The organism is Rhodococcus sp. GA1, from assembly GCF_024321955.1.
In the GTDB taxonomy this organism is placed as follows: Bacteria; Actinomycetota; Actinomycetes; order Mycobacteriales; family Mycobacteriaceae; genus Rhodococcus; species Rhodococcus pyridinivorans.
Genome location: NZ_CP097186.1, coordinates 1,858,978 through 1,876,248, shown reverse-complemented (window position 1 = coordinate 1,876,248; position 17,271 = coordinate 1,858,978). Strand labels below are relative to the sequence as shown.

Annotated in this window: 16 protein-coding genes and 1 pseudogene; 13 read left to right on the top strand and 4 right to left on the bottom strand. The window is 67.6% G+C overall.

Features of this window, described 5'->3' with window-relative positions:
- Positions 1-72: 72 nt before the first annotated feature.
- A pseudogene (locus M3330_RS08760) lies at positions 73-822 on the top strand (nitronate monooxygenase); the annotation flags it as partial.
- Positions 823-838: 16 nt separating this feature from the next.
- Here M3330_RS08760 and M3330_RS08755 read toward each other — a convergent pair.
- The 4 genes from M3330_RS08755 to M3330_RS08740 all read right to left on the bottom strand — a co-directional run bounded on the left by M3330_RS08755 (position 839) and on the right by M3330_RS08740 (position 5,433).
- Positions 839-1,237: a DUF3253 domain-containing protein gene (locus M3330_RS08755; RefSeq protein ID WP_255028531.1), complete on the bottom strand. Its 399-nt coding sequence runs from the start codon at positions 1,235-1,237 to the stop codon at positions 839-841.
- Between the two features lie 241 nt (positions 1,238-1,478).
- The gene (locus M3330_RS08750) at positions 1,479-3,113 is read right to left on the bottom strand and encodes a long-chain-fatty-acid--CoA ligase (protein ID WP_033096869.1); all 1,635 of its coding nucleotides are present in this window, start codon (positions 3,111-3,113) and stop codon (positions 1,479-1,481) included.
- A 4-nt stretch (positions 3,114-3,117) separates the two neighbouring features.
- The gene (locus tag M3330_RS08745) at positions 3,118-4,233 is read right to left on the bottom strand and encodes an acyl-CoA dehydrogenase family protein (protein WP_019290094.1); all 1,116 of its coding nucleotides are present in this window, start codon (positions 4,231-4,233) and stop codon (positions 3,118-3,120) included.
- 15 nt (positions 4,234-4,248) lie between these two features.
- Positions 4,249-5,433: an acyl-CoA dehydrogenase family protein gene (locus tag M3330_RS08740; RefSeq protein WP_006551901.1), complete on the bottom strand. Its 1,185-nt coding sequence runs from the start codon at positions 5,431-5,433 to the stop codon at positions 4,249-4,251.
- A gap of 132 nt (positions 5,434-5,565) precedes the next feature.
- Between M3330_RS08740 and M3330_RS08735 the strand changes: the two genes are divergently transcribed.
- The 12 genes from M3330_RS08735 (at position 5,566) to M3330_RS08680 (ending at position 17,261) form a co-directional block, all read left to right on the top strand.
- The gene (locus tag M3330_RS08735) at positions 5,566-5,751 is read left to right on the top strand and encodes a ferredoxin (protein ID WP_006551900.1); all 186 of its coding nucleotides are present in this window, start codon (positions 5,566-5,568) and stop codon (positions 5,749-5,751) included.
- A 132-nt stretch (positions 5,752-5,883) separates the two neighbouring features.
- Positions 5,884-6,810: a 3-oxoacyl-ACP reductase gene (locus tag M3330_RS08730; RefSeq protein WP_006551899.1), complete on the top strand. Its 927-nt coding sequence runs from the start codon at positions 5,884-5,886 to the stop codon at positions 6,808-6,810.
- 469 nt (positions 6,811-7,279) lie between these two features.
- The gene (locus M3330_RS08725) at positions 7,280-8,044 is read left to right on the top strand and encodes an ABC transporter permease (RefSeq protein ID WP_016933360.1); all 765 of its coding nucleotides are present in this window, start codon (positions 7,280-7,282) and stop codon (positions 8,042-8,044) included.
- A 16-nt stretch (positions 8,045-8,060) separates the two neighbouring features.
- Complete coding sequence (locus M3330_RS08720) at positions 8,061-8,909, top strand: ABC transporter permease (protein WP_024102955.1); 849 nt, start codon at positions 8,061-8,063, stop codon at positions 8,907-8,909.
- Between the two features lie 10 nt (positions 8,910-8,919).
- Complete coding sequence (locus M3330_RS08715; RefSeq protein ID WP_255028530.1) at positions 8,920-10,098, top strand: MCE family protein; 1,179 nt, start codon at positions 8,920-8,922, stop codon at positions 10,096-10,098.
- 2 nt (positions 10,099-10,100) lie between these two features.
- Positions 10,101-11,120, top strand: coding sequence for an MCE family protein (locus tag M3330_RS08710; protein WP_024102956.1), 1,020 nt, complete (start codon positions 10,101-10,103; stop codon positions 11,118-11,120).
- Positions 11,117-12,175, top strand: a complete 1,059-nt coding sequence (locus tag M3330_RS08705; protein ID WP_019290089.1) for an MCE family protein — start codon at positions 11,117-11,119, stop codon at positions 12,173-12,175. The genes M3330_RS08710 and M3330_RS08705 overlap by 4 nt, the downstream gene beginning before the upstream one ends.
- Positions 12,172-13,500 (top strand): MCE family protein, encoded by a 1,329-nt coding sequence (locus M3330_RS08700; protein WP_255028529.1) that lies wholly within the window; start codon positions 12,172-12,174, stop codon positions 13,498-13,500. Before M3330_RS08705 ends, M3330_RS08700 begins: the two co-directional genes overlap by 4 nt.
- On the top strand, positions 13,497-14,714 hold the full coding sequence (locus M3330_RS08695; protein WP_255028528.1) for an MCE family protein: 1,218 nt from the start codon (positions 13,497-13,499) through the stop codon (positions 14,712-14,714). Before M3330_RS08700 ends, M3330_RS08695 begins: the two co-directional genes overlap by 4 nt.
- Positions 14,711-16,123, top strand: a complete 1,413-nt coding sequence (locus tag M3330_RS08690; protein ID WP_255028527.1) for an MCE family protein — start codon at positions 14,711-14,713, stop codon at positions 16,121-16,123. Before M3330_RS08695 ends, M3330_RS08690 begins: the two co-directional genes overlap by 4 nt.
- A complete protein-coding gene (locus tag M3330_RS08685) occupies positions 16,123-16,635 on the top strand; it encodes a hypothetical protein (RefSeq protein ID WP_006551890.1) in 513 nt (170 codons plus the stop codon). The genes M3330_RS08690 and M3330_RS08685 overlap by 1 nt, the downstream gene beginning before the upstream one ends.
- Positions 16,632-17,261, top strand: coding sequence for a hypothetical protein (locus M3330_RS08680; RefSeq protein ID WP_006551889.1), 630 nt, complete (start codon positions 16,632-16,634; stop codon positions 17,259-17,261). Before M3330_RS08685 ends, M3330_RS08680 begins: the two co-directional genes overlap by 4 nt.
- The last annotated feature ends 10 nt before the right edge of the window (positions 17,262-17,271 follow it).

Below are 17,271 nucleotides of genomic sequence, written 5' to 3'. Positions count from 1 at the left end.
GCTCGCAACGTCGGCAGTCACTACCGGTGTTGCGAGCCTTCGTCCGTTGTTGCGTACCTTCCGCGCAAGGTCACCCCGCAGGTGGAGGTGGCGCTGCAGCATCCGAAGGTCACGCTCATCGCCAACGCACTCGGCACCCCGCCGGCCGACATGATCGAGCACATCCACAAAGCCGGTCGCAAGGTCGCGGCGCTGTGCGGTTCGCCGAAGCAGGCCCGCAAGCACGCCGACGCCGGTGTCGACATCATCATCGCCCAGGGCGGCGAAGGTGGCGGGCACTGCGGTGAGGTCGGTTCGATCGTGTTGTGGCCGCAGGTCGTCAAGGAGGTCGCGCCGGTCCCGGTGCTGGCGGCCGGAGATATCGGCAGCGGCCAGCAGATCGCCGCGGCGCTCGCGCTCGGCGCCCAGGGTGCGTGGACCGGTTCGCAGTGGCTCATGGTCGAGGAGGCCGAGAACACCCCGGTGCAGCAGGAGGCCTACATCAAGACGAGCAGCCGCGACACCGTCCGCAGCCGCTCGTTCACCGGCAAGCCCTGCCGCATGCTCCGCAACGACTGGACTGAGGCGTGGGAGCAGGAGGGCAACCCGAAGCCCCTCGAAATGCCGTTGCAGTACATGGTCTCCGGCATGGCCGTCATGGCCGTCGCCGCCACTCACAAGTACCCCGACGAGTCGGTCGACGTCGCGTTCAACCCCGTCGGTCAGGTCGTCGGGCAGTTCACGAAGGTCGACAAGACCTCCGCGGTCATCGAACGCTGGGTGCAGGAGTACCTCGAGGCGACCGGCACGCTGGAGAAGCTGAACGAGGCCGCGAGCGTCTGATCCGCTCGGATTCGTCTCACCGGGAGGGACGAGGGTGCTCGAGGTTCGGTCCGGGTGCAATCCGGATCGGGCCTCGTGCCGTCTCCATGTCCACCGGCTCGCCCTTCTGCGTGATCACCACGTGGCCGCTGCGTTCGAGTTCGGCGGCCACCGAGCGTGCGGCGTCCATGAGGTCGCGCCACGAGTCGCCACCCGCGACCCGCGCGGCGTCGCTGGGACAGATGGTGGACGGATCCCGTTCCCGGAGCAGCGCGCAGATCGTGGCCGCCAGCCGTTCACGATCCGCATACTCGTCGCGTGGTTCCCACCACGGATGCCCGCGTTCACCGAGCGCGACCTTCGCGTCCTGGACGCGGTGCCGTGCGGAGTCGCCGTCGCTCTTCACGAGACGCCGAGCGCGCATCAACTCCGCCACGAGTTGCTTTTGCAACGGTTCAGGAATCGTGGGATCGGTGGCACGCCAGCGCCGCCCGTTCACCACCACATATCTGCCGTCCGGCGTGCGCTCCGCCCCTCCGGATGACCCGTCGGTGTCCATCGGTCCCGCCCGTCACTCGACTCGACGGCGACGGAAGTCCTTCCGGACTTGTCGCCGAACAACCACCGTCGCGGCACAACTGTACGCGCGGGAGCGCGTCGGCCGAGGGGCGACGACGCTATCGCGCAGAAGTGCCGAGGGAGGCCGGTTCGAGAAGCTGCACCAGTTCGTCCGACAACAACCGGAATTCGGAATCGCCACGTTCCCGAAGCCACACCGGATCGCTGCAGGACCAGCGTTCGGCGGCCAGAGAACGGGTCAGGACCTTGAAGGTCGCGGTGCGGGGGAACTCGCTGCAGACACGGATCAGACCGGGCATCTGCTTGGGGCCGAGATCGGTCTGTGCATCGAGGAAACGCGCGAACGCGACCGGGTCGAAGTCGGAGCCCGCCGCAGGGATCACCGCGGCCATCACCCGGTCGCCGACGTTGCGATCGGGCACCCCGTACACCGCGACCTGAGCGAAGCCCTCGTACCGCATCAGGATGCGCTCGATGGGCGCCGCACCGAGATTCTCACCGTCCACCCGGAGCCAGCCCGAACTGCGCCCGGCGAAGTACACGAAACCGTTCTCGTCCTGGTAGGCGAGGTCGCCGCTGTGATAGCGCCCGTCGCGGAGGCGTTCGGCGTCGGCCTCGGGATTGTTGTAGTAGCCGTCGAACAGACCGGCACCGCGCACGTTGACGAGCTCGCCCGTCGCGGCGTCGGCGTTGGTGATCCTGCCGTTCGCGTCGAACACCGCTGCCGGGCAGCGTTGCCCCGTCTCGGGATCGAGGATCTCGATGCCCTCGGGAAGTCTGCCGAGGGATCCGGCCGGGGCGTCGGGAGCCGAGGCGATCGCGATGCCGCCCTCGGTCGAGCCGAAGCCGTCGACCACCCGCGCGCCGAAACGGCGGGTGAACTCGGCGACGGCGGTGGCAGACGCCTCGTTGCCGTACATGATGCGCAGCGGGTTGTCGTGGTCGTCGGGCTGCTCGGGAGTCGCCACGATGTACGACAGTGGTTTGCCGACGTAGTTCGCGAAGGTCACACCGTAACGGCGGACGTCGGGAAGGAAACCCGACGCCGAGAACCGGCGACGCAGGGCGATGCTGCCGCGCGCGGCGAGTCCGATCGACCAGCCGGCGATCATCGCGTTGGAGTGGAACAGGGGCATCGACACGTACACGGTGTCGTCGGAGCCGAGACCGAACCGCGTGGCGAGCATCGTCGCGGGATCGGTGAACTTGCGGTGCGTGCACCGCACGGCCTTCGGGTCGCCGCTCGTGCCCGACGTGAAGATCAGCATGAACAGGTCGTCGGGGGAATGCGCGGCAGTCTCCACGACCGTGCCGGCGAACGGGGCGAGCATCGCCGTCCACTCGGGGGAGTCGACGTCGATCACCCGCACGTCGCCGAGATCCACACCGTCGAGCAGGGACGCATGTGCGGCCTCGGTGAACACGACCCGGCAGTCGGCGAGCGCGATGTCGCGGGCGAGCGCCGCACCGCGCCGGGTCGTGTTCAGGCCCACCACCACCGAACCGGAGAAGGCCGCGGCGCCGAGCAGCAACGAAAACTCCGGGACGTTGTCCATGAGGATCCCGATGTGCTTCGGTGCCGGGCCGTCGAGCAGGTCGCGCAGCAATGCGGCGCGTCGCCGGGACTGTGCGACGTGTTCGCGCCAGGACAGTTCGGTCTCCTCGAAGCGCAGTCCTCGATCGTCGACGTCGGCGAGTCGTTCGAGCAGTTCGGTGACGGTGAAGGCGGTCATGCGATCAGGCCGGGACGTCGGCGAGTTCGCGTCCGAGCGCGCGCAACTGGTCGGTGGCGGAGCCGAGCAGGAACTCGTGGTGCTTGGCCGCGAGGAAGTAGCGGTGCACCGGATGGTCCTCGTCGAGTCCGACACCGCCGTGCACGTGCACGGTGGTGTGCGCGACACGGTGTCCCGCATCGGCAGCCCAGAAGGCCGCGGTGCGCAGGGCGTCGTCGTGACGCTCACCCGAAACCATGCGGAAGGCGGCCTGCCACAACGTCAGACGCACCGCCTTGACGTCGATATAGGCGTCGGCGAGTCGCTGGGAGACGGCCTGGAAACTGCCGATCGGGCGGTCGAACTGGACGCGTTCGCGCGCGTACTGCGCGGTGAGCTCGAGCGCCTGCTCGAGGACGCCGCACTGGTAGGCGGCGGAGCCGAGCAGGCTGCGGTCGCGCAACCACGTCGCCACGGCGAGGCCGTCGGTGCCGAGGACACGATCGGCCGGGAGCGCGACCTGCTCGAGGGTGACGATGCCGCGACTGTCGAAGTCGGTGGTCTGCTGACGGGTGATCGAGACACCCGGATCGTCGGGTCGCACGAGGAAGACCGACACCGAGTCGCCGATGGTGGCCGGGACGAGGAAACCGTCGGCGACCGGCGCCGAGTCGACGACGATCTTCACGCCGTCGAGCACGTGACCGTCGCCCGTGGCCTGCGCCCGGGTCGCCGGGGTCGTGGGATCGGGGTTCAGTTCCTCGGCGAGCGCGGCGGAGAGGATCTGCTCGCCGGTCGCCGCAGGGCGTCCCCACTCGGCCTGCTGCTCGGCGGCGCCGAACTCCGCGATCGCCGACGCGCACGCGGCGATCGAGCCGATGTACGGGACGGCGGCGACGCCGCGGCCGAGTTCGCGCAGGATGCTCGCCTGCTCGAGCGGGCCGTAACCGTCTCCGCCCAGCGACTCGGGAAGAGCGGCGCCGAGCACGCCCGACGATGCGAGCGTGTCCCACAGGGTGCGGTCGAGGCGGTCCTCGGAGGCGTCGAGTGTGCGCAGGTGCTCGTTGGTGACGATGTCCGCGACGATGCTGCGGGTCAGTTCTGCGAGATCCTGCTGGGCCTCGGTAAGGGTGAAGTCCACGGTGCGCGTCCTTTTCTAACGCTTGGCGGGCGGCTGGCCGAGAGCGGTCATCGCGATGATGTCGCGCTGGACCTCGTTGGTGCCGCCACCGAAGGTGAGGATGAGGGAACTGCGGTGCATGCGTTCGATCCGTCCGCGGAGCAGCGCGCCGGCCGAGTTCTGCCGTACAGTCGCCGCGGGTCCGAGGACCTCCATGAGCAACCGGTAGGCCTCGGTCGCGAATTCGGTTCCGAACACCTTGTTGGCGGAGGCGGCCTCCGGGCCGAGCGGGGTCGTGCCGGCGCTCGAGGCGATGTCCCAGTTCATCAGCTGCAGGTATTCGGCCTCGGCGTGGACGCGTGCCAGGTTGATCTGGACCCATTCCTGGTCGATCACCCGTCGCCCGTCGGGCAGATGCGTCTCCTGCGCCCAGCGCCGGACCTCGGTCAGTGCGGTGCGCACGGGGCCGGCGGAGGTGAGCGCGACCCGTTCGTGGTTGAGCTGGTTGGTGATGAGCGCCCAGCCGCCGTCGACCTCGCCGACGAGTGCGGACGCCGGGACGCGTACGTCCTGGTAGTAGGTGGCGCTGGTGTCCGGACCGGCCATGGTGTGCACAGGGGTGTACGAGAATCCGGGAGTGTCGGTCGGCACGATGAAGACGCTGATCCCCTTGTGCTTCTTGACATCCGGGTTGGTGCGCGCGGCGAGCCAGACGTAGTCGGCGTAGGCGATCAGGCTCGTCCACATCTTCTGCCCGTTGATGACCCACTCGTCGCCGTCGCGCACCGCGGTGGTGCGCAGGGAAGCGAGGTCGGTGCCGGCGCCCGGCTCGGAGTAGCCGATCGAGAAGTGCAGTTCCCCTGCGGAGATGCGGGGGAGGAAGAACTCCTTCTGCTCGTCCGTGCCGTAATGCATGATCGTCGGCGCGACCGAGTCGATGGTGAGGAACGGGACGGGCGCGCCGGCGATGGCCGCCTCGTCGGTGAAGATCAGTTGGTCCATCGCGGAACGGTTCTGGCCGCCGTACTCCTCGGGCCAGCCGAGGGTGAGCCATCCGTCCTTGCCCATCTGCTGCACGACCTCGCGGTACACGTTGCCGACGCCGTACTCCCCGGTCGTGGCCGCGAGCGCCTCGCGGCGCTCGGGTGTCATGATCTGTGCGAAATAGGCCCGCAATTCCTCGCGGAGGGCTTGTTGCCCGGGGGTGTAGGAGATGTCCACGAACGCTCCGTTTCGTCGCTGCGTGTCCCCGCGAATCGTCTCTGTGGGATCATCGCGAATCATTGCACAGAATTGGAACGCGTTCTAGTCTGGACTCGATCGGTCGGCGCGAATGTGAAGCGAGGTCCCGGAATGGATGTCAAGGTCGACTTCGACCGCTGTGAAGCGAACGGCGTGTGCGTCGGGCTGGCGCCCGACGTCTTCGATCTCAACGACGACGACGAGCTGATCGTCACGCATCCCGTACCCGAGGGTAGCGAGGACGTCGTCCGCGAGGCCGTCGCCCAGTGCCCGCGTGCGGCCCTCGCCGAGGCATGAGCGTCGGACGGTGACCGGCACCGACCCTTGTCGGGAAAAATAACAAGTTCTACATTCTCGGTGCCCCCGGGTCCTGGTGGGAGAGTACCGGCGTGCGGCCGGCAATCGGCCCGAATCTCGAGGAGTACGTGGATGAGTGCGGACGCCAACGGTGGCGCGGAGAACGACGATCGGGTGTCTCTCGAAGGGCGGGTCGCCGTCGTCACGGGAGCCGGAGCGGGACTCGGACGTGCCGAGGCGCTCGCGCTCGCGCGGGCCGGAGCATCGGTGGTGGTCAACGATCTCGTGGAGAACGACGCGGTGGAGGACACCCTCGCGCGGATCCGCGATCTCGGTGCCGAGGCGGAGTTCGTGCCCGGCAGCGTCGCCGAGCGTGAGACGGCCGATGCGATGCTTGCCGCGGCGCACGGCAAGTTCGGTGGTCTCGACATCGTCGTCAACAATGCAGGCATCACGCGGGATCGGATGCTGCCCAACATGTCCGACGACGAGTGGGATTCGGTGGTCGCCGTGCACCTGCGTGGTCACTTCCTGTTGTCCCGCAATGCCGCGGCCTACTGGCGCGACCGGTCGAAGCAGGAGGGTGGCCCCGTCTACGGGCGTCTGGTCAACACGTCCTCGGAGGCCGGTCTGCTCGGGCCGCCCGGGCAACCCAACTACGGTGCCGCCAAAGCCGGCATCACCGCGCTCACCCTCTCGGCCGCCCGGGGTCTCGAGCGGTACGGGGTCCGGGCGAACGTGATCTGCCCCCGCGCGCGCACGTCGATGACCGAGGCGGTCTTCGGCGACGCGCCGGACGACGGCATCGATCCGCTCTCGCCCGACCACGTCGCGAATCTGGTCGCCTATCTCGCCTCCCCGGCGGCCGATCGCGTCAACGGGCAGGTCTTCATCGTCTACGGGCCCATGGTGGCCCTGATGGCCGCGCCGGTCGTCGAGCAGCGTTTCGACGCCGACGGGCAGTGGACCCCCGCAGCGCTCGCCGACGAGCTCGGCGGTTACTTCGCCGATCGTGATCCGGGCCGGACATTCTCGGCCTCGGCGGCTCTCGATCTGTAGTTCCGGCATCCCCTGCTGTTCCTGTTCGGGGACAGCAGGGGATGCCGTGTCTTCGTCTCCGGGCCGGGATCCTGCAACTACGGGTGACGGACACCGGGGTTCCGGTAGCGTCACGCCCACTCGGGCCGTTCCTCCGGCTCTCGCCCGGCCCCGCGTTTTGGCCTGGTACGTGTTCTAATTTTTTCCCCTCCTGCGACGACACGGTCGGGCCGTGACGGCCTCTCGTGCCGAGGTGATCGAGCTCGGGCCCGGCGTCGAGAATCTCACCGAAACCCCAGGGTAAAACCACTTATGAGCGTGTCGATGCGCGTCGGTCGACGCCCGTGTGTCCGTTCGGACGGAAATGGATCGAGATGCCCCTCGACGGATCTTTGACAGGTGAACACGTTCTAGTTAATATGACCCGGGTCACAGCACACGCCATCGATCGGCCGCGCGCCGACGACGTGAGGATCGAAGGGGGTACACGATGGTAGACCTCCTCGAGGTTCCCTTACGGGCCGTCGGCGGACTGTTCGCCATGACCGGCGAGACCGCCCGGGCGGCCTTCCGTCGCCCCTTCCAACGGCGCGAGTTCGTCGACCAGGCATGGTTCGTCGCACGCGTCTCGCTCGTGCCCACCGTGCTCGTCGCGGTGCCGTTCACGGTTCTGGTGAGCTTCACCCTCAACATCCTGCTCCGGGAGATCGGCGCGGCCGACCTCAGCGGAGCGGGTGCGGCCCTCGGCGCGGTGACGCAGGTGGGTCCCATGGTCACGGTGCTCATCGTCGCCGGTGCCGGCGCCACCGCGATCTGCGCCGATCTCGCGGCGCGCACCATCCGCGAGGAGATCGACGCGATGCGTGTGCTCGGCATCGATCCGATCCAGCGTCTCGTCGTGCCCCGGGTGCTCGCGTCCACCGTCGTTGCCCTACTGCTCAACGGTCTCGTGTGCACGATCGGCATCCTCGGCGGGTTCGCCTTCTCGGTCTTCCTCCAGGACGTCAACCCCGGCGCGTTCATCAACGGCATCACCCTGCTCACCGGCTTCGGAGAACTGATGATCTCCCAGGTCAAGGCGGGGCTGTTCGGCATGATCGCGGGGCTGGTCGCGTCCTATCTCGGTCTCAATGTCAAAGGTGGAGCGAAGAGTGTCGGCGACGCCGTCAACCAGACGGTCGTGTTCGCGTTCATGGCGCTGTTCGTGGTCAACCTCCTCGTCACGGCCGTCGGCATCAAGCTGACCGCGGGATGAGGGGAGCGGAGATTTCATGGCAGTGATGTCCTGGCGCTTCCCCCGTGCGGTTCGGCGCATGACACGTGCGTCGTCCACGGTGGACCGGGTGGGGGAGCAGGCGCTGTTCTTCGGGCGCGCCCTCGCGACGGTCCCCCGGGCGCTGATGCACTACCCCAAGGAGACGGTGCGTCTGGTCGCCGAGATCAGCATGGGCACCGGCGCACTCGCCGTCATCGGCGGCACCGTCGTGATCGTCGGCTTCCTGACGCTCTTCACCGGCGGCATCATCGCCGTGCAGGGCTTCAGCTCACTCGGCAACATCGGTGTCGAAGCGCTCACCGGCTTCTTCGCGGCCTTCATCAACGTGCGTATCGCGGCCCCGACGATCGCCGGCATCGGGCTGGCGGCCACCATCGGCGCCGGCTCCACCGCCCAGCTCGGCGCCATGCGTGTCTCCGAGGAGATCGACGCGCTCGAGACCATGGCGATCCCGTCCATCCCGTATCTGGTGTCCACGCGCGTGCTCGCCGGGATGATCGCGATCGTCCCGCTGTACTCGCTCGCCGTGATCGCCTCGTTCGTCGCGAGCCGCTTCGCGACGGTGGTGCTCTACGGCCAGTCGGCGGGCGTGTACGACCACTACTTCACGACCTTCCTGATACCCACCGACATCCTGTGGTCGTTCGTCCAGGCCATCGTGATGGCGATCGCCGTGATGCTCATCCACACCTACTACGGTTTCACCGCAGGTGGCGGCCCCGTCGGTGTGGGTGTCGCGGTCGGCAACGCGGTGCGGGCCTCGCTCGTCGCGGTCGTCACCGTCACCCTGCTCATCTCGCTCGCCGTCTACGGCGCGACCGGCAACTTCAACCTGTCGGGGTAGGGCGCGCGACATGGACACTCCTTCGTGGAAGAAGAAGTTCGCCGCCTTCGGTCTCGTGGGCGGCCTCGCCGCGATCGTCGCGGTGGCACTGACGATGTTCGCCGGTGGGTTCACCTCGACGGTCCCGCTCACCGTCACCTCGACCCGGTCGGGTCTGGTGATGGAACCCGACGCCAAGGTGACGATGCGCGGCGTCGAGGTGGGCCGCGTGGCGTCGATCGAGCACACACCGGCCGGTGCGGTCCTGCATCTCGACATGCAGCCCGGGCAGATGCAGCTCATCCCGTCGAACGCACGGGTGGCGATCGAATCCACCACCGTCTTCGGTGCCAAGTTCGTCGACATCGTCGTCCCCGACGATCCGTCCTCTGTTCCGATGCAGGAAGGCGCCGTAATCGCGGCCGACAACGTCACCGTCGAGTTCAACACGGTCTTCGAGCACCTGTCCGACGTGCTCGCCCAGATCCAGCCCGAGAAGCTCAACGCCACCCTCGGCGCGCTGTCGGAAGCGCTCAACGGACGCGGCGACGCCCTCGGTGCCGCCCTGGCCGAGGCCGATGCGCATCTCGCCGAGATGAATCCGTCGCTGCCGCAACTGCAGGCCGACCTCGTCTCGGCTGCGCAGGTGACCGACGTCTACGCCGACACGGCCCCCGACCTCATGACCACGATCGGCAACGCCACCGACGTCGGCAACACCGTCGTCGACGAACAACAGCAACTCGATCTGCTACTGATGAACCTCACCGGTCTCGCGAACACCGGACGGGACGTCCTGGGGGAGAACGAAACACAGTTGACCACCGCACTCGACAGCCTGAGCCGCACCACCGGTCTGCTCGGTGAGTACTCGCCGCAATTGACCTGCTTCATCGTCGGTCTCAACGACGCCCGGGTGGCGTTCGAACCGATGGCCGGCACCGGGGAGTACGCCGCGCTGATGCTGAGCACCAGCTTCATGGGTGGCGCGACGCCGTACAACGACGCCCAGGATCTGCCCGTGGTCGGCGCGACCGGCGGACCGAACTGCTGGGGCCTGCCGAACTTCGACCCGCGCCGCGACGGTCACGCGCCGTTCGTCGTGTCGAACACCGGCGAAACGCCCTACAAGCCCGCAACGGAAGCCTGGATCCGCTACCCGACGATCTTCCAGTACCTGTTCGGCGACCATCTCGCGGGCGGGCGGTGACCATGAGAGCGACCACCGTCAAGTTCCTGATCTTCGCCGTCACGATGACGTTGATCTTCGCCGGGCTGGCCGTCGTGTTCAGCCAGGCGCGGTTCACCGGCACCGAGAACTACCGGGCCACCTTCACGGACGTCTCCGGTCTCGGTGCCGGCGACAAGGTCCGCATCGCCGGGGTGCAGGTCGGTTCGGTGAAGAAGGTCGACATCGGCCGCGACAACACCGCCGAGATCGAGTTCGACGTGGACGCGAAACACACGTTGTTCACCGGCACCCGCGCCACCGTGCGATACGAGAACCTCGTCGGCGACCGGTATCTCGAACTGCTCGAAGGTGCCGGCAGCGTCGACGTCCTGCCCGCCGGTGGCAACATCCCGATCGAGCAGACCGAACCCGCCCTCGATCTCGACCTGCTCCTCGGCGGGTTCAAGCCGCTGTTGCAGGGCCTCGACGCGCAGCAGGTCAACGACCTCTCCGGAGCTCTGTTGCAGGTCTTCCAGGGGCAGGGCGACACGCTCGTGTCGCTGCTGGGGAACACCAACTCGTTCACCAACTCACTCGCCGACCGCGACCAGCTGATCGGCGACGTCATCGACAACCTCAACGCCGTCCTCGGCACGATCGACGATCACGACCGCGAGTTCGAGAACACGATCGAACAGCTGCACACCCTGGTGGGCGGGCTGTCCGCCGATCGTGATCCCATCGGCGCGTCGATCCCGCCGATCGCCTCCGGCACCGCGGATCTCGCCGCGCTGTTGCAGAACAACCGGCCCGACTTGCAGACGGTCATCGCCGAGACGAACCGCACCATGACCCAGCTCGACCTCGGCAAGGATGACATCAACCGCACGCTCGAACGCCTGCCCTCCGACTACAAGAAACTCATCCGCGTGGGTGCATACGGAAACTTCTTCCAATTCTTCCTCTGTGCCAATACTTTCAAGTTCTCCGGACCGGACGGCACCACCATCCGGTACACCACGGCGAACCACGACACGGGAAGGTGTGCGAAGGTCGAATGAGTGCACCCCGTGACCCCAACTACATCCGCACGGGCATCATCGGCCTGGCCGTGTCCGCCGCGATCGTTCTCGCCGGTCTGCAGTACGACCAGCTGCACTTCCTCTCCGGGGGCCTGAGCTACTCGGCGCGCTTCCAGGACGCCGGCGGTCTGGTGCCCGGCGACGACGTCATGCTCGCCGGCGTGAACGTCGGCGACGTCACCGAGGTGCGCCTCGACGGTCAGGCCGTGCTGGTGAGTTTCCGCATCCGGGACGGTATCGGGCTCGGCGACACCACCGGAGCCGACATCAAGACCAACACCGTGCTCGGCCGGAAATCGCTGGCGCTGCGCCCCGGTGGCGACGGTGTGATGCGCCCGAACTCGATCATCGGTATCGAGCACACCAATTCGCCGTACTCACTGACCGACGCACTCGGCGATCTCACGACGACCGTCTCCGAACTCGACACCGATCGCATCAACGACTCGCTCGACGCGCTGTCGCAAACCCTCGAGAACACCCCGCCCGAGATCCAGGGCGCCCTGGAGGGCATGACCCGCCTGTCGCAGTCGATCAACGCCCGCGACGAGTCGTTGCACCAACTGCTCGAGCGTGCCGAGAGCGTGACGGGCATCCTGGCCGAGCGCAGCGACCAGGTCAACGCGCTCATCGTCGACGCGAACGCCCTGTTCGGCGAACTGAGCCTGCGCCGCGACGCCATCACCGAACTGATCGCGAACATCTCCTCCGTCTCACGTCAGCTCACCGGGCTCGTGCAGGACAACCAGGCGCAGATGGCACCGACACTCGAGAAGCTCAACCTCGTGACGGCCAACCTGCAGGCGAACAAGGAGAACATCGCCGGGGCGCTCGACGGCCTGGGCCCGTACATCAGCGCACTCGGGGAATCCGTCGCCAGCGGACCGTTCTTCAACGCCTACGTGTCCAACATCCTGCCGGCGCCGTGGTGGAAGGCCATCGTGGACAGCCAGGTCGCGCCCGATCTTCTCCCCGAGGATCTCCAGGACGTGATCCCGGACGGGCCCCCGACTATCAAGAGGGACGGCGAATGAGTACCGATACCGCCCCGACGACCGCCCGCCGTCGCCCACCCCTGCTGGTGCCGGTGATCATCGGCGCCGTCGTCGTGCTCGTGCTCGGCGCCCTCGCCGTGTTCGTCCTGCCGGACCTCGGCAAACGCACGATCCACGCCGAATTCGCGTCCACCAGCGGCCTGTACGAGGGCGACGACGTACGGGTGCTCGGCGTCTCGGTGGGGCGCATCAGCGACATCGAACCCCGCGACGACCTCGTACAGGTGACGATGAAGGTCGACGACGGCGTCGAGATCCCGTCCGATGCGAGTGCCGTCGTCATCGCGCAGAGTCTCGTCTCGGCGCGCTTCGTCCAGCTCACCCCTGTGTACTCGGGTGGCCCGACGATCGAGGACGGCGCGACGATCCCGATGCAGCGCACGGCCTCTCCCGTGGAGTGGGACCAGATCAAGACCGAACTGATGCGATTGTCCGAAGCGCTCGGTCCCGAGGAACTCGATCCGCAGGGATCTCTCGGCCGGTTCATCGACACCGCGGCCGAGAATCTCGAGGGCAACGGGCAGACCGTGCGCGAGGCCCTTCGGGAGCTGTCGGACACGATGCGCACGCTCTCGGAGGGACGCACCGATCTGTTCTCGACGATCCGCAACCTGCAGACCTTCGTGTCGGTCCTCTCGTCGAGCAACGAACAGATCGTGCAGTTCGGCGGTCGTCTCGCGTCGGTCTCGGACGTGCTCGCGCAGAGCTCCGACCAGCTCGGTGTCTCCTTGTCCGAGTTGAACATCGCCGTCGGCGACGTACAGCGGTTCGTGCAGGACAACCGGGCCGAGCTCACCGAATCGGTGGAGCGGCTGGCCGATGCGACCGAGGTGCTGGTCCGCAAACGTCCCGAGATCGAGCGGGTGCTGCACTCGGGCCCGACCTCCCTCGCGAACTTCTACAACATCTACAAGCCCGCGCAGGGTTCGCTCACGGGCGCACTCGCGATCAACAACCTCGCCAACCCCGTCGAGTGGATGTGCGGGTCGGTCGCGGCCGCCGCGAACGCGACCTCCGAGCGCAGCGAGGAACTGTGCCGCCAGCAACTCGGCCCGGTGCTGTCGTCCATCAACGCCAACTACCTTCCGCTGCTGGTCAATCCGCTCGCCGGTGTGCAGGCCTTCCCCGACGACATCGTCTACACCGAACCCTGGCTCGAAGGGGCGTCGGAAGGACGCGGCACCGCACCCGGTCCGTCGCTGTCGGAAGCGGCGTCGCCGCTCGACGGGATCCTCGGCGGCCTGCCGTCGCTGCAGGTCCCGCAGGATCTGGGTTCTCTGCTGCAGCCGGGAGGAGTGCGATGACCGGCCGCTCGATGTTCCGCCGCCTGGGCGTCGCGGCCACCGCGGTCGCGGTGAGCACGACGCTCACCGCCTGCGAGTGGGACGGACTCAACTCGATTCCCATGCCCGGCAGCGCCGGCCGCGGGGAGGGTGCCTACGAGGTGCAGATCGAGATGCCCAACGTGACGACCCTGACCCAGAACTCGCCCGTGCGGATCGACGACGTCACCGTCGGGTCGATCTCGGGGATCGAACTCGACGGCTGGCACGCGCTCGTGACGGTCTCGCTCGACGAAGGCGTGATCGTTCCGGCCAACTCGCTCGCCCGGATCGGGCAGACGAGCCTGCTCGGATCGCAGCACCTCGAACTGATTCCGCCTGTCGGCGAACCCCCGGAGGGCCGGCTCGAGGACGGCGACGTCATCCCGCTCGAACGCGCCGGTGCGTATCCGACCACCGAACAGACACTCTCGTCGCTGTCGGTGGTGCTCAACGGTGGTGGACTCGCGCAGATCAACGACATCACCACCGAACTGAACGCGGCGCTCGTCGGCCGGGAGGACTCGATCCGGAACCTGCTCCCGCGCCTGGACGAACTGGTCTCCACCCTCGACACGCAGCGCGGTGACATCATCGCCGCGCTGGAGGGCATGGACCGTCTGGCGGCGACCGTGAACGACCAGAACGCGACACTCGTCCGGGCTCTCGAGGCACTGCCGCCCGCGATCGAGGTGCTGGCCGATCAGCGCTCGAACCTCACGGCCGCGATGAGTTCGCTCGGCGAGCTGAGCACCGTGGCGAGCCGGATCGTCGAGACCTCGAACGACGATCTGAAGGCGAATCTCGAAGGGCTCGCGCCGACGTTGAAGGCCCTGGCCGATTCGGGCAGTGCCCTGACCGAGGTGCTCGGTGTGCTGCTCACCTATCCCTTCCCGCAGGCGGGCATCAACAACATCATCCGCGGCGACTACGCGAACCTCGCGATGACGATCGACCTCACCCTCGACCGCCTCGACCTGAACTTCCTGTCCGGGACGCCGCTCGCGGGACGCCTCGCCGGCCCGGAAGGCATCCTCGGCCGCGACGCGGGACTCGCCGCACAGGCGACCGATCCGTTCCGTGCGCCGCTCGAGCCGCCACCGCCGCCACCGCCCGGTCCCGAAGGAAAACTGACGATCCCCGGCATCGGTGAGATCACCATTCCCGGCCTGCCCCTGGGGGTGCCCGCGCCATGATGCTCACGCGGTTCGTCCGCATCCAGCTCACGATCTTCGCGATCCTCACGGTCGTCGGACTCGTCGTGATGTCGCTGATGTACGTGCGGCTGCCCGCTCTGTTCGGGGTCGGGCGGTACGAGGTGGTCGTCGAACTCCAGTCGACCGGTGGCCTGTACCCGCATTCGAACGTCACCTACCGCGGCAACACCGTCGGCACCGTCCGGAGCGTCTCGTTGTCGCCGACGGGCGTCGAGGCGACGTTGTCCTTCGACAGCGATGCGAAGATCCCCGCCGACGTCGACGCGGCCGTGCGCAGCGTCTCGGCGGTCGGTGAGCAGTACGTCGATCTCGTGCCCCGCGCCGACGGCTCGGGCGGCGAACGTCTGGCCGACGGCGACGTGATCCCGATCGACCGCACGACGGTGCCGCAGGAGGTCGGTGCCCTGCTCGACCAGGCCGACGTGCTGCTCGCCTCGATCGGCGACACGCGACTGCAGACCGTGGTCGACGAGGCGTTCGACGCCTTCAACGGTTCCGGACCCGAACTGCAGGAACTGATCGACTCGACGCGCCTGTTCGTGCAGGAGGCCTCGGCGAACAGTGCCGAGACACGGCAGTTGATCGACCAGATCGGTCCGCTGCTCGACACGCAGGTGGTCACGAGCGACGCCATCCGGTCGTGGACACGCGACATGGTGACGTTCACCGATCGTCTGCGCGAGAGCGACCCCGACCTGCGGGCCCTGCTCGACATCGGACCGGGCGCTGCCGCCGAAGCCGAATCGCTACTGCAGGACCTGAAACCGACGCTGCCGCTGCTGCTCGCGAATCTGGTGAGCGTCGGCGAGGTGGGCGTCATCTACAACGCCGGCATCGAGCAGATCCTGGTGCTGTACCCGCCGATGACGACGGCCCTGATCACCGCGGCCGGCGACGGCCCGCCCGAGGACGGTGCCGTGGTGGACTTCCACCTGCAGTTGCACGATCCGCCGCCGTGTCTGGCCGGTTTCGTGCCGCCGGAACAGTGGCGCAGCCCGGCCGACACGTCCATGGTCGACACCCCGGGCGACGTCTTCTGCCAACTGCCGCAGGACTATCCGAACGCGATCCGCGGTGCCCGGAACCTGCCGTGCATGGAGTACCCGGGCCGTCGCGCACCGACGCCCGACACGTGCCGCACCGGGTACAGCCCTACCTATTCGGACAATCCGTGGACCGGGCCGCCGACACCGGTGGCCTCGGAGAACGTCGCACCCACACCCGCTTCCTACGGTGAGCGCGGCGACACGGCTCCCGCGGGGGTCGCGGCGCGACGGATCGATCCGCAGACCGGGACGTACATTGGTCCCGACGGCACCGTGTACACGCACGCCGATCTCGGTGGAGATCGGAGCTTGGAGAGTTACATGAAGGCGCAGCAGGGCTGATGGCAGACGAGATCGACAAGAAGACGAAGCCGGCATGGGCCAAGCCGGTCGCGATCATCGCGTCCGTACTGGTCATCGCGCTCGTCGCGGCCGGTGCCTGGCTCATCGTCGACAGGCAGTCCGCGAACGAACGCGACGAGAAGCGGGAGGCGTACCTGCAGGCCGCGCGGCAGACGGTGCTCAACCTGACCACCATCAACGCCGATACCGCCGACGCCGACGTCGCACGTCTGCTCGAAGGCGCGACGGGCGATTTCAAGGCCGAGTTCGAGGGCCGCGAAGGGCCTTTCGTGGAGGTCGTGCAACAGGCCGGCGTCGACACCACCGGTGAGGTCCTCGAAGCGGGGATCCAGAACGAGGACGGCACGTGCGCGTCGTCGCTCGTCGCCTCCCGCGCGATGGTGAGCAACGCCGACCAGACCGAACCCGAAGCACGCGACTTCCGTCTGCGGGTGACGATCTGCGACGAGAACGGCAGATTGCTGGCGTCGAAGGTGGAGTTCGTGCCGTGACCGACGAGAAGGACGATCGCGTGACGCTCGACAAGACGACCGACGACACTGTGGCCGGTGGGACCGCAGAGAAGGACGGATCCACCGCCGCCGAGACCTCGGCCGCCGACACCTCCGTCCCGGACGCGATTTCGGATCCGAAGGCCTCGTACCTGCCACACATCGCGATCGGATTGTCTTTCGTGGCAGTGGTTTTCGCGGTCCTGGTGGGATGGCTCGCCTACGGCACCGTCCAGCAGTCCGCCGCCGAGACGGCACGGACGGAGGCAAGGGTCGCTGCGGAGGAACAGGCGGTCGCGATGCTCGCCTACACCCACGACCAGGTGGACGCGCAGACCGACGCCGCCGCGGAGGGTCTCACCGGCGACTTCCGCGACGAGTACACGAATCTGATGAAGAACATCATCGCGCCGGGCGCCAAGGAGAAAGCGATCAGCGTGCAGGTGAGCGTGCAGGCGTCGTCGGTGGTCTCCGCCGACGCCGACAACGCTGTGACCCTGCTGTTCCTCAACCAGATCACGACGAGTTCGGAGAACCCCGAAGCGGTGAGCAGCGGCAGTCGGGTGCGCGTCGAACTCGAAAAGCAGGACGGGCGTTGGCTCGTCAGCCGGTTGACCCCGATCTAGAAGAGAGCCG

Excerpts from the sequence above, each read along its gene's own strand:
- M3330_RS08750 (WP_033096869.1), bottom strand. The coding sequence starts at position 3,113 with ATGACCGCCTTCACCGTCACCGAACTGCTCGAACGACTCGCCGACGTC.
- M3330_RS08735 (WP_006551900.1), top strand. The coding sequence starts at position 5,566 with ATGGATGTCAAGGTCGACTTCGACCGCTGTGAAGCGAACGGCGTGTGC.
- M3330_RS08730 (WP_006551899.1), top strand. The coding sequence starts at position 5,884 with ATGAGTGCGGACGCCAACGGTGGCGCGGAGAACGACGATCGGGTGTCT.
- M3330_RS08725 (WP_016933360.1), top strand. The coding sequence starts at position 7,280 with ATGGTAGACCTCCTCGAGGTTCCCTTACGGGCCGTCGGCGGACTGTTC.
- M3330_RS08720 (WP_024102955.1), top strand. The coding sequence starts at position 8,061 with ATGGCAGTGATGTCCTGGCGCTTCCCCCGTGCGGTTCGGCGCATGACA.
- M3330_RS08715 (WP_255028530.1), top strand. The coding sequence starts at position 8,920 with ATGGACACTCCTTCGTGGAAGAAGAAGTTCGCCGCCTTCGGTCTCGTG.
- M3330_RS08710 (WP_024102956.1), top strand. The coding sequence starts at position 10,101 with ATGAGAGCGACCACCGTCAAGTTCCTGATCTTCGCCGTCACGATGACG.
- M3330_RS08705 (WP_019290089.1), top strand. The coding sequence starts at position 11,117 with ATGAGTGCACCCCGTGACCCCAACTACATCCGCACGGGCATCATCGGC.
- M3330_RS08700 (WP_255028529.1), top strand. The coding sequence starts at position 12,172 with ATGAGTACCGATACCGCCCCGACGACCGCCCGCCGTCGCCCACCCCTG.
- M3330_RS08695 (WP_255028528.1), top strand. The coding sequence starts at position 13,497 with ATGACCGGCCGCTCGATGTTCCGCCGCCTGGGCGTCGCGGCCACCGCG.
- M3330_RS08690 (WP_255028527.1), top strand. The coding sequence starts at position 14,711 with ATGATGCTCACGCGGTTCGTCCGCATCCAGCTCACGATCTTCGCGATC.
- M3330_RS08685 (WP_006551890.1), top strand. The coding sequence starts at position 16,123 with ATGGCAGACGAGATCGACAAGAAGACGAAGCCGGCATGGGCCAAGCCG.